Source organism: Rhodococcus sp. JS3073, assembly GCF_026810085.1.
Classification (GTDB): Bacteria; Actinomycetota; Actinomycetes; order Mycobacteriales; family Mycobacteriaceae; genus Rhodococcus_F; species Rhodococcus_F wratislaviensis.
This window is the reverse complement of record NZ_CP113951.1, coordinates 7,591,407-7,605,185: the sequence shown is the minus strand read 5'-3', so window position 1 is coordinate 7,605,185 and position 13,779 is coordinate 7,591,407. Positions and strand designations below refer to the sequence as shown.

Here is a 13,779-nt window from a genome sequence, read left to right as displayed (position 1 = left end):
CGGACGCCTTGTCCATAGAGCAGTAAAACTATTTGATGGACTGTTTGTCCGCTGAGCGATAATCTGAACGCATGGCAAATGACGGAAGTTTGATGTTGGTACGCAAGGTCTCGGAGTTGCTCGACTTCCTGGCCAAGGGGGAGGCAACTGCCACCGAAATCGCGGAAGCGATCAACGAGCCGCGCAGCTCGATGTATCGCCTGCTGGCGAGCCTGCAGGAGGAAGACCTCGTGGAGGCGGGATCGCGGCGCGGCAAGTTCCGCCTCGGATTCAAGCTGGTGTCGCTCGGCTCGGCGGTGGTCGAACGGTTCGACGAACGCCAATTCGCACAGCCGGTCATGGAACGCCTGCACGCACTCACCGGCGAGACGGTGTTCCTCTGCGTCCCCCGCGGTGACCAGGCAGTGTGCATCGAACGCCTCGACGGCAAACGCGTGCAGTCGCTGGCCCTGCGCCTGGGCGGGTCCCTGCCCATGCATACCGGCGCCGCCTCCCGCGCCATCCTGGCCTTCCGGGACGAAAGCGAGTGGGAGGCCTACATCGCCCGCAACACCCCACTGACACGGCTGACCCCCTCCACCCCCGCCGAGCCGTCCGAACTGCGTGCACTGCTGCGGCGCACCCGCGAAGAGGGGATCGCGATCAGCGACCAGGACGTGACGGTCGGCGTGGCGGCGATCGGCGTCCCGATCATCGACTACCAGGGCCGGGTCCGGGCGGCACTGTCGATCAGCGGCGTCCGTGAATCCATCCTCGGAGCCGACGGCGACCGCTGGAAGGCGGAGGTGATCAGCGGTGGACAGGAGATTTCTCGTGCCCTCGGCGTGGATCTCGCCGGCCGGAAGGTCGCGAACTTCGGGTAACGCCGCGCCCTACTCGCGCCTCCCCGCTTAGTTTGTCTCGCCTACTAGACATGTCGTCCGTGAAGTGAGACAGTGGTGAGCACCACAGTCCGTGGTACGACTCACCAGCAGGAAGGCAAGGACATGAGCGGCGAGCTCCACGACCGCGTGGTCGTGATCACCGGTGCAGGGGGCGGCATCGGCGGGGCCTGTGTTCGACACGTGCTCGCGGCGGGGGCCAAGGTGGTCGGCGCCGATCTCGACGTCACCACCTCGGACCTGCCCCACGATTCCGAGCACCTACGCCTGACGCAGGTCGACCTCCTCGATCCGTCCGGCGCGCAGACGATGATCGACTTCGCGCTCCACGAGTTCGGACGCGTCGACGTCCTGGTCAACAACGCCGGCGTCGCGCCGGTACGCGACAGCTTCCTGACGACATCCGACGAAGACTGGGCCCTCACGCTGGACCTCAACCTGATGGGCTACGTCCGGGCGTCCCGTGCCGCGATCACAGCGATGCGCCGGCACGGCGACGGCGCCCTCGTCCACATCGCATCGGAAGCGGCCCGGATGCCCAATCCCCGGTTGCCCGACTACAGCGTCTCCAAAGCTGCAATTCTGATGCTCTCGAAAGTCCTCGCCGCGGAGTTCACCCCCGACGGCATCCGGTCGAACGTCGTGTCGCCGGCGTTCATCCGATCTCCGATCTACGACCGGCCCGGCGGTATCGCCGATTCACTGGCGGCCGAGTTCGGCGTCGACAAAGAGACTGCGCTCGCCAAATACGTTGAATTGAACAAGATCCCGGTGGGCCGGCTGGGAACCGTGGACGAGGTGGCGGGAATCGTCGTCTATCTCGCGTCCACCCGCGCAAGTTTCGTGTCGGGGGCGAATTTCTGCATCGACGGCGGCGTCACGCCCGTCGTCTGACCGATCCAGACCAGCAAGAAGGAACAGCCTGATGTCAGTTCACGATAGAACCTGCCCGCGTGCGAAAACGCCGTCGAAGATAGTCGCTGCAGTGGGCACCGCGCTGATCGCGGCCGGCACCATGACAGCGTGCACGTCCGGCGCGGGTGCCGGAGACGACGGCAAGACCACGATCGGCGTCACCCTCAACGCGGCGTCGAACCCCTTCTTCCTCGCGGAAGGCCAGGCGATCGAAGCGGCCGCCACCGAGAAGAGCGTGGAAGTGTCCGTTCAGTACGCCAATGCCGACGTCGCCGTGCAAAGCGACCAGATCGATACGTTCATCCGGCAGAAGGTCGACTCGATCATCGTCGACGCCGTCGATTCCGACGGCATCGGTCCCGCCTTGCTCCGGGCGACGCAGGCGAACATCCCCGTCGTCGCCGTCGATGTCACTGCGGTCGGTGCCGACGCGACCGTGACCAGCGACAACGTCCAGGCCGGCCGCGAAGCGTGCACGTATCTCGTCGAGCAACTCGGCGGCTCCGGCAAGGTGGCCATCGTCGACGGGGCCGCGGTATCGGCGATCGCGGACCGCATGCAGGGATGCCGGGAAGCGTTCGACGCCCACCCGGGCATCGAGGTCGTCGCCACTCAGCGCGCAGATCTCACCCGTGACAAGGCCATGAACGTCGCGAGCACCATCCTCACCGCGAACCCCGACGTGGACGGCTTCTTCGGCGTCAACGATCCCACCGCGATCGGAATCTCCCTCGCTGCACAGCAGAAGGGCACCGACGTGAAGGTCGTCGGAGTGGACGGCGCGAAACAACTGACCGACCTCCTCGGCAAGAGTTCCATCATCGCCACCTCGGGGCAGGACCCCGCCCAGCTCGGCCGCTCGGGACTCGACACCGCTGTTCGTCTCGCCGCCGGCGAGAAGGTCGACAGCGCACCGACATTGATTCCCACCGTCCTCGTCACCGCGGACACCATCACCGCCTACAAGACCTGGGGATGAACCATGGGTACGCTCACGAAGGTCCCCGCCGCGCGACTCGAAGGCATCACGAAGTCCTTCAACGGCAACTCTGTCCTGCGCGGGGTGTCATTGTCCTTGCAGTCCGGATCGGTGTCCGTCCTCGCCGGTGAGAACGGTGCAGGCAAATCGACCCTGATCAAGGTGCTGACCGGAATTCACCAACCGGACTCGGGAACGATCCACGTCGCCGGCAACCCAGCGCACTTCACCGGCCCCGGCGACGCACGCGCACACGGACTCACGGTCATCCATCAAGAGCTGAGCGTGGTTCCCGAACTCACCGTCGCCGAGAACATGGTGCTCGGCCGGGAGCCACGGCGGCGCCTGGGTCGATTGGACCGCGGTGCCGCCCGCCGACTCGCGGTCGCCGCCCTGGCCCGGGTGGGGTCGACCATCCGTCCCGAAACCTATGTGGCCGAACTCAGTACGGGGCAGCAACAGTTGGTCGAGATCGCCCGCGCCCTGTCCGAAGAGCCACGGATCCTCGTTCTCGACGAGCCGACTGCCGCACTCTCTCAAGACGAGGCCGACAACCTGCTCCGCCTGGTCGCCGAACTCAAGGCGCACGGTCTGGCCATGTTGTACATCAGTCACCGGATGGCGGAAATCGACCGCATCGCCGATCACGTCACCGTCCTCCGCGACGGTGTCGTCGCCGACACGATGGCCCGAGCGGAGATGACCCCCGACCGGATCGTCACCTCGATGGTGGGCAGGCCGGTCGAGACGATGTATCAGCACCGGCGAGCCACGGCACGCACCGACGTCCGACTCCAGGTCAGCGACCTCTCCTCCGACCGAGTGCAACCCTGCTCCCTCGAGGTCCGCGCGGGCGAGGTCGTCGGATTGGCCGGCATCGTCGGCGCCGGAAGAAGCGAACTGTGCCGCCTGGTAGCAGGCGTCGACAAAGCCGCTGCCGGCCGCGTCGAGGTCGACGACCAACACGTCGACCTCGGCAACCCCCGCTCGACCGCGGCAGCCGGGATCGTGATGCTCCCGGAGAGCCGTAAGGAACAGGGCCTGTTCCTCGACATGTCGATCGCCGACAACGTCTGCCTCGGTACGGCGTTCGGCCGCCACCGCTTCGGCCGGACCTCGCCGGCAGCATTGGAACACGCGGCCACTCGGTACACCGAGCAGATGCGCGTCAAAACCACCGGCGTCGACCAGCGCGTCGGGGACCTCTCCGGCGGCAATCAACAGAAGGTCCTGCTCGCACGCTGTCTGGCCAAGCAACCGTCGGTACTCATCCTCGACGAACCCACCCGCGGCGTCGACATCGGAGCCAAGGCCGACATCTACGCGCTCATCAACGAGGTCGCATCGAAAGGCGTTGCAATACTGTTGATCTCCTCTGAACTTCCGGAGGTCATCGGACTCTCCGACCGCATCCTCGTCATGCGCGAAGGCGGGATCGTCGCCGAGGTCTCCGGCGACTCCATGACCGAGGAAGACATCATCCGGCACGCCACCGGAAGCGCGACTGCCCCTCCATCGCTCACCGAGGTAATCTCATGACCACCCGACTTCCCTCCCCCACCCTGCCGGCGGCGCCGCACCGATCCCCGCGGTCGAACGGCATCCGACACCACGTCACCGCACTCGCCGATCGACTCGGCGTGGCGCTCGCACTCATCGTGCTGATCGCCGTGTTCTCCGCGGTCGCACCGTATTTCCTGTCGGTCGACAACCTTTTCGACGTCGCCCGGCAGATCTCCGTGACCGCCATACTCGGTGCGGGACTGACCTTCGTCATCATGACCGGAGGCATCGACCTGTCCGTCGGTTCGGCGGTGGGCGTGACCGCGTTCGTCGCCGTCGCCCTCTCCATCAACGGCGCCCCCGCCCCGGTCGCCCTGCTCGGTGCGCTGGCCGCCGGCCTGGTCATCGGCTTGATCAACGGTGTGTTGGTGGCCGGACTCGGGCTGGCGTCGTTCATCGTCACCCTTGCCGCGCTGACGTACCTGCGCGGAGTGACGTACGTCGGTACCGACGGCAAGACCCTGTTCTCGACGGACCTCGGCTACGCCGTCCTCGGCCACGGCTCGATTCTCGGTATGCCGATTCCGGTGCTCGTCATGGCCGCGGTCTTCGCGGGCGGGTGGTATCTGCTCAATCGCACCGTCTTCGGACGCTGGGTTCGCGCAGTCGGCGGCAACGCCGAAGCCGCACGGCTGGCCGGGATCCCGGTCCGGCGGGTGCTCACCACCGTGTACGTGATCTCCGGCATCTGCGCCGCCGTGGGCGGAATCATCGCGTCGGCCCGTCTGCAGAGCGCGGTGCCGGACCTCGGCGCCGGATACGAATTGTCGGCGATCGCCGCCGTGGTCCTCGGCGGAACGTCACTGATGGGTGGGCGAGGCTCACTGATCGGCACCTTGGTGGGTGCGGCGATCATCGGCGTCCTCGTCAACGGTATGACGCTGCTCGACGTCTCGACGTTCTACCAGCAGATCATCCAGGGCGCGGTCATCGTGCTCGCGGTGGCGCTGGACCGGCTGCGCATCAAGTCCTCGGGGACGCAGCATGCTTGACACACGATCAAAGGAAACCATGACGTACGAAACCATGAAACCCGATGCCGCACTGGCAAAGGTGCCCACCGATCTGTTCATCGGAGGCAGGTGGGTATCACCCGGAACGGGAAAAACCATTGCGGTGGAGAACCCCGCCACCGGCGATGTGATCGCCGAGATCGCCGACGGCGGGCTCGCCGAGATGGCCGCCGCTCTCGACGCCGCAACGGCTGCCCAACGGGACTGGGCGCGCACCGCTCCCCGGGTGCGCTCGGACATCCTGCGCCGCGCCTACACGCTCATGCTCGAGCGGTCCGACCATCTCGCCACCCTGACCACGCTCGAGATGGGCAAGCCGTACGCTCAGGCCCGGGCCGAGGTGACGTACGCAGCCGAATACCTGCGCTGGTACTCCGAGGAAGCTGTGCGCATCGGCGGCCGCTACACCGTCACCGAGTCGGGGGTCGGCCGGATCGTCACGATGGCCCAGCCCGTCGGTCCGTGCCTGTTCGTCACACCGTGGAACTTCCCACTCGCGATGGGCACCCGCAAGATCGGCCCCGCGCTGGCGGCGGGCTGCACCTGCATCGTCAAACCCGCGAAGCAGACTCCGCTGAGCATGCTCGCGACGGCGTCGATCCTCGAGGAAGCCGGTGTTCCCGCCGGAGTGGTCAACATCGTGCCCAGCAGTGATTCCACCCGAATCGTGGCCGCGGCAATGAATGATCCACGGCTGCGGAAGATTTCGTTCACCGGCTCGACCGAGGTAGGACAGTCACTGGTCCGGCAGTCGGCCGACCAATTGCTGCGCGTGTCGCTCGAACTCGGCGGCAACGCCCCGTTCATCGTCTTCGACGACGCCGACGTCGGCTCGGCAGTGGACGCCGCGATACAGGCGAAACTGCGCAACAACGGGGAAGCCTGCACCAGCGCCAACCGCCTGTACGTCCATTCCTCGATCGCCGCCGAGTTCGCTGCCGAACTCGCCGCGCGCTTCTCCGCGCTGACGATCGGCCCCGGCATGGACCCCGGCACCGACATCGGCCCGCTCATCGACGACAAGCAGCGACGCCAGGTGCAGAGGCTGGTCGACGACGCCGTCGCCAAGGGCGCACGCGTCGCGACGGGCGGGCACGCCCTCGACCGTCCGGGCTGCTTCTTCGCGCCCACCGTCCTCACCGATGTGCCCGATGACGCGCTCCTGATCCAGGACGAGATCTTCGGGCCCGTCGCGCCGATCATCTCCTTCGACGACGAAACCGCGGTCCTCGAATCCGCCAACTCGAGCAGGTACGGGCTGGCCGCCTACGTGTTCACGCGCGATCTGGACCGCGCGATCCGAGTCGCCGAACAACTCGACAGCGGAATGGTCGCGATCAACCAGGGAACGGTGTCGAACCCGGCAGCACCCTTCGGCGGTGTCAAACATTCCGGCTACGGGCGGGAAGGCGGCCCGGAAGGCCTCGACGAATACCTCGAGACGAAGTACGTCGCACTGGGCGCGGGCACCGCACCCACGAGCATCGGAGGCAGGGCATGAGCGCCGGAAAGACTCTGGTCGTCGGCGCCCACGGGGTGATCGGCAGCGCAGTGGTGCGGACGCTGACCGACGAGGGCAGGGACGTGGTCACGGTGGCACGCCGCGGCCCGGTCGAGCTGCCGGGCGGGACGACAGTCGCCGACCACATCCAGGTCGATCTCCTCGACGGCGCGGCCACCTCGGCTGCGTTCGCCGGCCGTGCCGACATCGACACGATCGTCTACACGGCATACACCGAACGTGAGTCGATGGCGGCGACCGTCGCACCGAACCTCGCGATGCTTCGGCACGTGCTCGCGGCGGTCGGCGGGTCACCCTCCACCCTCCGGCACGTCGTCCTGATCGGCGGTGGAAAGTCGTACGGCGAGCACCTCGGCTACTACAAGACCCCGGCCAAGGAGACCGACCCCCGCCACCTCGGTCCCATCTTCTACAACGACCAGGAGGACCTGCTCTTCGCCGACGCCCAGCAGCACGGGTACACCTGGACCGTCCTCCGCCCGGATGCAGTGCTGGGTGTGAGCATCGGATCACCGATGAACATGCTGACCGGTGTCGGCGTCTACGCAACCCTGTGCCGGCATCAAGGTCTGCCGCTGCGCTTCCCCGGCACCCCGAAGGCCTGGACGGCGCTACACCAGGCGACGGACAGTGCCGTCGTGGGCGCCGCGGTGCACTGGGCGCTCGAGGCCGAGACGGCACGCGGAGAGACGTTCAACGTCACCAACGGCGACAACTTCCGCTGGCAGCATCTGTGGCCGGACATCGCCGGCTTCTTCGGCATGGACGTCGCGCCGATACAGCCGATGACGCTCGCCGAGCAGATGGCGGACAAATCTGCACTCTGGGACGACGTCGTCGCCCGGCACCAGCTACGCCCGCTCCCGCTGTCTGCGGTGGCAGCCTGGCCGTTCGTCGACGGATGGTTCGCCATGGAGTCCGACATGGTGCAGAGCACCATCAAGATCCGCCGGGCCGGCTTCACCGCGTGCATCGACACCCACGAGAGCTTCGTCGCCAACCTCGAGCAACTCCAGCGGCTTCGCCTGATTCCGTAATCCCTTTACACTTTCGACAGGACTACATCATGACCACCACATTCAGTGACACCGACCTTCGAACCGACGCACAGGCGTGGCTCGACGGATTCTCCCGGTTCCTCACCGCCGAACTCGCGCCCACGGCTGTCTTCGCCCCGCAGTCCTACTGGCGCGACGTGCTCGCGTTCACCGGGGATCTGCGCACGTTCAACGACGAGATTCCCGCGGAGTTGCTCCGCCGCCAGGAACTCGCGAAGGCGACGAACATCCGGATCGCCGAAGACCGGACTCCTCCCCGTCTGGTGGAGCGGGCGGGTATCCCCTGCCTGGAGGTCATCTTCGAGTTCGACACCCTCGCCGGGTCCGGGGTCGGGGTTGCGCGGCTGGTCGACGTGCCGGACCGCGGTCTGCTCGTGCGCTCCCTCTTCACCACACTCGACCAGCTTGCCGACCACCCCGAACGCACCGGCGAGCACCGCCCCGTCGGGCAGGCGGACTCGTCCAAGTTCGGTGGCCCCAACTGGCTGGACCGCCGCGTCGCCGCGCAAGCCTACGAGAACCGCGACCCCGACGTGCTGATCGTCGGCGGTGGGCAGTCGGGACTGACCCTCGCAGCCCGGCTCGGGCAGCTCGACGTCGACGCCCTGGTCGTGGACACCCATGTGCGGCCCGGCGACAACTGGCGCACCCGATACCACGCCCTGACCCTGCACAACGCGGTGTGGCTCAACGACCTTCCGTACATGCCCTTCCCCGCAACCTGGCCGCAGTTCGTTCCCAAGGACAAGCTTGCCGGATGGTTCGAGGCGTACGTCGAGGCCATGGAGATCAACTTCTGGGGTGCCACCGCCTTCGTCGGCGGAGACTACGACGAACAGTCCCGATCCTGGGTTGCGCGAGTTCGTCGCGGCGACGGCACCATTCGCACCCTGCGCCCCAAGCACGTCGTGATCGCGACCGGTGTCAGCGGCATCCCGTACGTCCCGGAGCTACCCGGACTTTCCCAGTTCGCGGGTCGCACGCTGCACTCGAGCGACTACGACGACGCCGGCGAATTCGAGGGTCAACGAGTCGTCATCATCGGAACCGGGAACAGTGCCCACGACGTCGCCCAGGACCTGCATGCTCACGGTGTCGACGTGACGATGGTGCAGCGCAATTCGACCACCATCGTGAGCGTCGACCCCTCGGCCGCGGCGGCGGACGCGTCGTACCTGACTGCACCGACCCTCGACGACTGCGACCTCCTCTCGATGGCAACGGTCTATCCCGACCTCTACACGGGCAGCCAGATGATCACCGCAACGATGAAGGAACTCGACAAGGATCTCGTCGCCGCCCTCAATCGCATCGGTTTCCGAACCGACTACGGCGAAAAGGACACCGGCCAGCAGATGAAGTTCATGCGCCGTGGTGGCGGCTACTACCTCAACGTCGGCTGTTCGGATCTGCTGATCTCCGGGCAGGTCGGGCTGGTCCAGTACGCCGACACGGCCGGGTTCGTCGCCGACGGTCTGAGTCTGACCAACGGCGACGTCGTCGAGGCCGACGCCGTCATCCTGGCGACCGGATACCAGACCCAGCAAGAGGGTGTACGCGCGCTGCTGGGCGACGAGATCGCCGACGCGGTCGGCCCCATCTGGGGATACGACGACGAGGGCGAGGTCCGCAACACGTGGAAGCGGACCGCACAACCCGGACTGTGGTTCTCCTCCGGCAACTTCCAGCTCTGCCGGATCTACTCCAAGGTCCTGGCCATGCAGATCCGCACCGACCTCGACAACGGCTGAATCCGACCGGCCCGGGCGCCGGTTTCGCGGATATCCCCGCGGCCGCTCCCTCCGGAGCCCTACCCTGGACACGCCGAAATGCACTCCCCTGGATGCCTGCGCGCCGTGTGCGGGGCCAGCGCGCCGAGAGGTCGTCACGATGCTCCTCAGATCGAGTGTGGTCGTCTTGTCCTGTGCCGTAGCCGCGGTACTGGCCGCTTCCCCCGCCCAGGCGACGCCGTCTTCGGGTGTGACCGCGCAGATCCTGTTCGAGACCACGGTTCCGGCGGTCGCGGGCAGCTCGGCGGGCACGGATCTCACGTTGCGGCGCATCGAGATCGCCCCCGGCGGCACGACGGGATGGCACTACCACGACGGTCCGGTGTATGCGTTCGTCGAATCCGGTGTGCTGTCCCGCACCCTGCAGGACTGCACGAAAGCGGTGACGACGGCCGGTCAGGCGATCACCGAGGACCACGGAAGCGATCACGTCCACGAGGGCTCGAATCTGGGGACCGAACCGCTGGTGCTGCTCGCGTTCTACACCGAACCGGAGGGCAAGCCCCTGTCCGAGGACGCGCCGGCGCCCGCCTGCTGACAGGTCACCGTGCCCGTCTCCTCATCGGATGACCGAGTCGATCCACTCGAGCGCTCCCTCGACGTCGTCCACCGGTGCCGTCCCCGACGGCAACGGTGGACGACGGATCATCAGGACCGGAACGCCCAGATCACGGGCGGCGTCGAGCTTCGCGTCGGTCTGACCGCCGCCGCTGTTCTTGGTGACCAGGACGTCGATGCGGTGCTCACGCATCAGCGCTATCTCGTCGGGCACCGCGAACGGCCCGCGGGCGAGGAGCAGCGTCGACTGCGGCGGCATCGCCACGTCCGGTGGATCGATCGCGCGGATGAGGAACCACAGTGCCCGCAGGCCGGCGAACGCGCCGACACCCTGCCTGCCGATGGTGAGGAAGACTCTCGTTCCCAGGTCGGGAAGCAGGGCGGCCGCGTCGGCGAGGTCGGTGGCGCGGTGCCAGCGTTCGCCGGGGCGCGGACACCATTCGGGGCGCCGCAGCACGACGAGCGGTATCCCGCGACGGTGCGCGGCGTCGGCGGCGTTGCTCGTGATCTGCGCCGCGAACGGGTGCGTCGCGTCCACGATCGCGTCGACGGGATGTGCGCGCAGCCACTCGTCGAGTCCGTCTGCTCCCCCGAATCCGCCGATCCGCACGTCACCGACGGGCATGCGAGGATCGCGGACCCGGCCGGCGAGAGAGGACACCGCGTCGACGCCCGGAACGTCCGCGAGTGCGGCGGCGAGCGCCCGGGCCTCCCCGGTGCCGCCGAGGATCAGGATCCGTGCCACGCTCAGTGGGTGGTGCGCTCGCGGGTGGCGGAATACAGGTAACTGTCCGGAAACCCCTCGGCAGCAAGCACTTTACCGACGATCACCACGGCGGTCTTCGTGACGCCCGCCGCCTTCACCTGCTCGGCGATCGTGGCCAGGGTGCCGCGGAGCACGATCTCGTCGGGACGCGACGCGAACGCGACAACCGCGGCGGGACAGTCGCGACCGTAGTTCTCGGCGAGTTCCAGGGCGATCTGATCGATCCGGTGCGCGCCCAGGTGCACCACCATCGTGGCACCGCTGCGGCCGAGGGAACGCAGGTCCTCTCCCTCTGGCATCGCGGTGGACAGCGTGGACACCCGGGTCAGCACGATCGACTGCGAGACACCGGGAACGGTCAACTCCCGCCCCAGCGACGCCGCCGCGGCGGTGAACGCCGGCACCCCGGGCACCACGCTGTACGCGACGCCTGCGGCCTCGAGCCGGCGCACCTGTTCGGCGACGGCACTGAAGATCGACGGGTCACCCGAATGCAGGCGGGCGACGTCCTGACCGGCCGCGTCCGCCTCGATCAGGAGGGCGACGATCTCGTCGAGACTCAGTCGCGCCGTGTCGATCACCCGCGCACCCTCGGGGCATTCCGCCAGGAGTTCCTGCGGGACCAGGCTGCCCGCATACAGGCAGACGGGGCTCGCCGCGATGATCCGCTGCGCGCGGACCGTGACCAGGTCGGCCGCGCCGGGACCTGCCCCGATGAAGTACACCGTCATGCCGCATCACCTTTCGACTGCTTCGTCACCGACCACTGCGCCACCGGCAGTTGCGGCCGCCACGCGGTGAACCCGCCGAGCGGCTCACCGCGGTACACCTGAAACTTGCGGAGCTGCCCACCGCATTTCGAGAACCACTGCAGCAGAAGTGCTTCCGATTCCGCCGTCACCGCGTTGGTCACCATGCGGCCGCCGACCCGGAGCCGCGACCAGCACTCCTCGAGCAGACCGTCCTGCGTGACGCCACCGCCGACGAAGATCGCGTCCGGCGTGGACAGGTCGGGTGGCACGTCCTCGAACGCTGCGGGTGCGTCACCGAACACTTCGAGAGACGGCACCCCGAGCCCGGCCGCGTTCGACTCGATCTGGCCGACGCGTGCCGCGCTGCGCTCGAAAGTCACTGCCCGGCAGAGGGGGTGGGTACGCATCCATTCGATCGCGACGGTGCCGGACCCGCCTCCCACGTCCCACAGCAACTCCCCCACCGCAGGTGCGAGGGCACACAGCGTCAGGGCGCGGATCTCGTGTTTGGTCATCTGCCCGTCGCCCGTGAACGCGACGTCGGGCAGTCCTGGCATCCGGGTCAGCCGGAGGGTGCCGGAGTCGGCGCGGCAGTCGATCGCGATCACGTTCAGCCGTGCCCCCGGCTCGTGTGACCATGCCGACGCCGTGCCGTCGAGCCTCGACTCGTCGGGTCCGCCCAGTTCGCCGAGCACGCTGAGCCGCGACGGTCCGAACCCGTGTTTCGTCAGGAGTTCGGCCACGGCGGCGGGGGTGTGCTCGTCGCGGCTCAGCACGAGCAGTCGCGCGTGCTCTCCGAGTGCGGGCAGGAGGGTGTCCACGGGCCGGTTCACGAGACTGACCACTTGTGTCTCGTGCGCCGCCCAGCCCAGCCGGGCGCACGCCAGGGTGGCCGAGGACGGGTGCGAGATCACCCGCACCCGCTCCGCGCCGAGCAGGTCGACGAGAGTGACGCCGATGCCGTGGAACATCGGGTCTCCGCTGGCCAGGACGCACACCCGCCGGCCGTGGTGCTGTTCGAACAGGCCCGGCAGCGCGGGGACGAGCGGCGACGGCCAGGCCACCCGCAGTGCCGGCGACTCGGGGATCAGGGCCAGCTGACGCCCGGACCCCATCACGACGTCGGCGGCCTGGATCTCGCGACGCGCGGACGGCGACAGACCGTCCCACCCGTCCGCACCGATCCCGACGACGATCGGGTCGATCATCGCGGCATCCGGCGCCAGACCGCCTGCGGCAGCAACCTCATGACGAAGAACACCGGGCGCAACCGTCCCGGCACCCACACTCGGCTCGCACCGCGGTGCAGGCCCCGCACGACCGCGTCCGCGACCTGTGCCGGTGTGCTCGACATCGGCGCCGGCGACATCCCCTCGGTCATCCGGCCGATCACGAAACCGGACCGGACGAGCAGGAGGGAGACACCGCTGCCGTGGAGGGCGTCACCGAGACCGGAGGCGAACCCGTCCAGGCCCGCTTTCGCCGACCCGTACACGTAGTTGGCGCGGCGCACGCGCACGCCCGCGACGGACGAGAACACCACGATCCGTCCCGACCCCTGTTCCCGGAGCAGGGTGGCGAGATGCGTGAGCACACCGACCTGCGCGACGTAGTCGGTGTGGACCACCGCAACGGCGTGCCGTGCGTCCCGCTCAGCGCGCGCCTGATCGCCGAGAATGCCGAACGCCAGCACCGCCACCGACAGCGGGCCGTGCGTTTCCACCACGGACCGCAGCAGCTTCTCGTGGCTGTCGAGGTCGTCGGCGTCGAATTCCACGCAGTCCACCACGGACGCGCCCGCGCCGAGCAGGGCCTGCCGTTCGGCGGTGAGTTCGGTGCTGCGGCGGGCCGCGAGGACGACCGTGCGGCCGGGCGCGAGCCGGGAGGCGATCTCGAGGCCGATCTCGCTGCGACCACCGAGGAGGAGTACCACCCCGTCGTCGCCGGGCTTGCCGCTGTTCTTCTTCGATCCCAGGCTCACC

General features: G+C 67.9%; 13 protein-coding genes. 9 read left to right on the top strand and 4 right to left on the bottom strand.

Translation table 11 applies throughout. The features are described from left to right. Positions 1 to 71 precede the first annotated feature (71 nt). The 9 genes from OYT95_RS34765 to OYT95_RS34725 all read left to right on the top strand — a co-directional run bounded on the left by OYT95_RS34765 (position 72) and on the right by OYT95_RS34725 (position 10,259). Complete coding sequence (locus tag OYT95_RS34765; RefSeq protein WP_037229560.1) at positions 72 to 863, top strand: IclR family transcriptional regulator; 792 nt, start codon at positions 72 to 74, stop codon at positions 861 to 863. 75 nt (positions 864 to 938) lie between these two features. Next, on the top strand, positions 939 to 1,775 hold the full coding sequence (locus tag OYT95_RS34760; protein WP_235214714.1) for an SDR family NAD(P)-dependent oxidoreductase: 837 nt from the start codon (positions 939 to 941) through the stop codon (positions 1,773 to 1,775). A gap of 31 nt (positions 1,776 to 1,806) precedes the next feature. Continuing rightward, positions 1,807 to 2,775, top strand: coding sequence for a substrate-binding domain-containing protein (locus OYT95_RS34755; protein WP_052032985.1), 969 nt, complete (start codon positions 1,807 to 1,809; stop codon positions 2,773 to 2,775). Positions 2,776 to 2,778: 3 nt separating this feature from the next. Then, a complete protein-coding gene (locus tag OYT95_RS34750; protein ID WP_268790181.1) occupies positions 2,779 to 4,314 on the top strand; it encodes a sugar ABC transporter ATP-binding protein in 1,536 nt (511 codons plus the stop codon). Then, positions 4,311 to 5,330 (top strand): ABC transporter permease, encoded by a 1,020-nt coding sequence (locus tag OYT95_RS34745; protein WP_268790180.1) that lies wholly within the window; start codon positions 4,311 to 4,313, stop codon positions 5,328 to 5,330. The genes OYT95_RS34750 and OYT95_RS34745 overlap by 4 nt, the downstream gene beginning before the upstream one ends. 19 nt (positions 5,331 to 5,349) lie before the next feature. Continuing rightward, entirely contained in the window at positions 5,350 to 6,852 is a 1,503-nt protein-coding gene (locus tag OYT95_RS34740) for an NAD-dependent succinate-semialdehyde dehydrogenase (RefSeq protein WP_268790179.1), read from the top strand. Next, positions 6,849 to 7,910 (top strand): SDR family oxidoreductase, encoded by a 1,062-nt coding sequence (locus OYT95_RS34735; RefSeq protein ID WP_268790178.1) that lies wholly within the window; start codon positions 6,849 to 6,851, stop codon positions 7,908 to 7,910. The genes OYT95_RS34740 and OYT95_RS34735 overlap by 4 nt, the downstream gene beginning before the upstream one ends. Before the next feature lie 29 nt (positions 7,911 to 7,939). Next, positions 7,940 to 9,682 carry a flavin-containing monooxygenase gene (locus tag OYT95_RS34730; protein ID WP_268790177.1) on the top strand — a complete coding sequence of 581 codons (1,743 nt, stop codon included), beginning with the start codon at positions 7,940 to 7,942 and terminating at the stop codon, positions 9,680 to 9,682. A gap of 139 nt (positions 9,683 to 9,821) precedes the next feature. Further along, positions 9,822 to 10,259 carry a cupin domain-containing protein gene (locus tag OYT95_RS34725; RefSeq protein WP_112298591.1) on the top strand — a complete coding sequence of 146 codons (438 nt, stop codon included), beginning with the start codon at positions 9,822 to 9,824 and terminating at the stop codon, positions 10,257 to 10,259. 21 nt (positions 10,260 to 10,280) lie between these two features. On the opposite strand, the gene OYT95_RS34720 is transcribed toward OYT95_RS34725, so the two are convergent. The 4 genes from OYT95_RS34720 to OYT95_RS34705 are packed head-to-tail and all read right to left on the bottom strand — an operon-like array spanning position 10,281 to position 13,778. Beyond that, positions 10,281 to 11,024, bottom strand: coding sequence for a cobalt-precorrin-6A reductase (locus tag OYT95_RS34720; RefSeq protein ID WP_268790176.1), 744 nt, complete (start codon positions 11,022 to 11,024; stop codon positions 10,281 to 10,283). A 2-nt stretch (positions 11,025 to 11,026) separates the two neighbouring features. Then, on the bottom strand, positions 11,027 to 11,776 hold the full coding sequence (gene cobM, locus OYT95_RS34715) for a precorrin-4 C(11)-methyltransferase (RefSeq protein WP_268790175.1): 750 nt from the start codon (positions 11,774 to 11,776) through the stop codon (positions 11,027 to 11,029). Next, positions 11,773 to 13,005, bottom strand: a complete 1,233-nt coding sequence (cbiE, locus tag OYT95_RS34710; protein WP_268790174.1) for a precorrin-6y C5,15-methyltransferase (decarboxylating) subunit CbiE — start codon at positions 13,003 to 13,005, stop codon at positions 11,773 to 11,775. The genes cobM and cbiE overlap by 4 nt, the downstream gene beginning before the upstream one ends. After that, positions 13,002 to 13,778 (bottom strand): SDR family NAD(P)-dependent oxidoreductase, encoded by a 777-nt coding sequence (locus OYT95_RS34705; RefSeq protein ID WP_268790173.1) that lies wholly within the window; start codon positions 13,776 to 13,778, stop codon positions 13,002 to 13,004. Before OYT95_RS34705 ends, cbiE begins: the two co-directional genes overlap by 4 nt. Position 13,779: the final 1 nt, after the last annotated feature.

Excerpts from the sequence above, each read along its gene's own strand:
- OYT95_RS34765 (WP_037229560.1), top strand. The coding sequence starts at position 72 with ATGGCAAATGACGGAAGTTTGATGTTGGTACGCAAGGTCTCGGAGTTG.
- OYT95_RS34755 (WP_052032985.1), top strand. The coding sequence starts at position 1,807 with ATGTCAGTTCACGATAGAACCTGCCCGCGTGCGAAAACGCCGTCGAAG.
- OYT95_RS34750 (WP_268790181.1), top strand. The coding sequence starts at position 2,779 with ATGGGTACGCTCACGAAGGTCCCCGCCGCGCGACTCGAAGGCATCACG.
- OYT95_RS34745 (WP_268790180.1), top strand. The coding sequence starts at position 4,311 with ATGACCACCCGACTTCCCTCCCCCACCCTGCCGGCGGCGCCGCACCGA.
- OYT95_RS34740 (WP_268790179.1), top strand. The coding sequence starts at position 5,350 with ATGACGTACGAAACCATGAAACCCGATGCCGCACTGGCAAAGGTGCCC.
- OYT95_RS34735 (WP_268790178.1), top strand. The coding sequence starts at position 6,849 with ATGAGCGCCGGAAAGACTCTGGTCGTCGGCGCCCACGGGGTGATCGGC.
- OYT95_RS34730 (WP_268790177.1), top strand. The coding sequence starts at position 7,940 with ATGACCACCACATTCAGTGACACCGACCTTCGAACCGACGCACAGGCG.
- OYT95_RS34725 (WP_112298591.1), top strand. The coding sequence starts at position 9,822 with ATGCTCCTCAGATCGAGTGTGGTCGTCTTGTCCTGTGCCGTAGCCGCG.
- cobM (WP_268790175.1), bottom strand. The coding sequence starts at position 11,776 with ATGACGGTGTACTTCATCGGGGCAGGTCCCGGCGCGGCCGACCTGGTC.
- cbiE (WP_268790174.1), bottom strand. The coding sequence starts at position 13,005 with ATGATCGACCCGATCGTCGTCGGGATCGGTGCGGACGGGTGGGACGGT.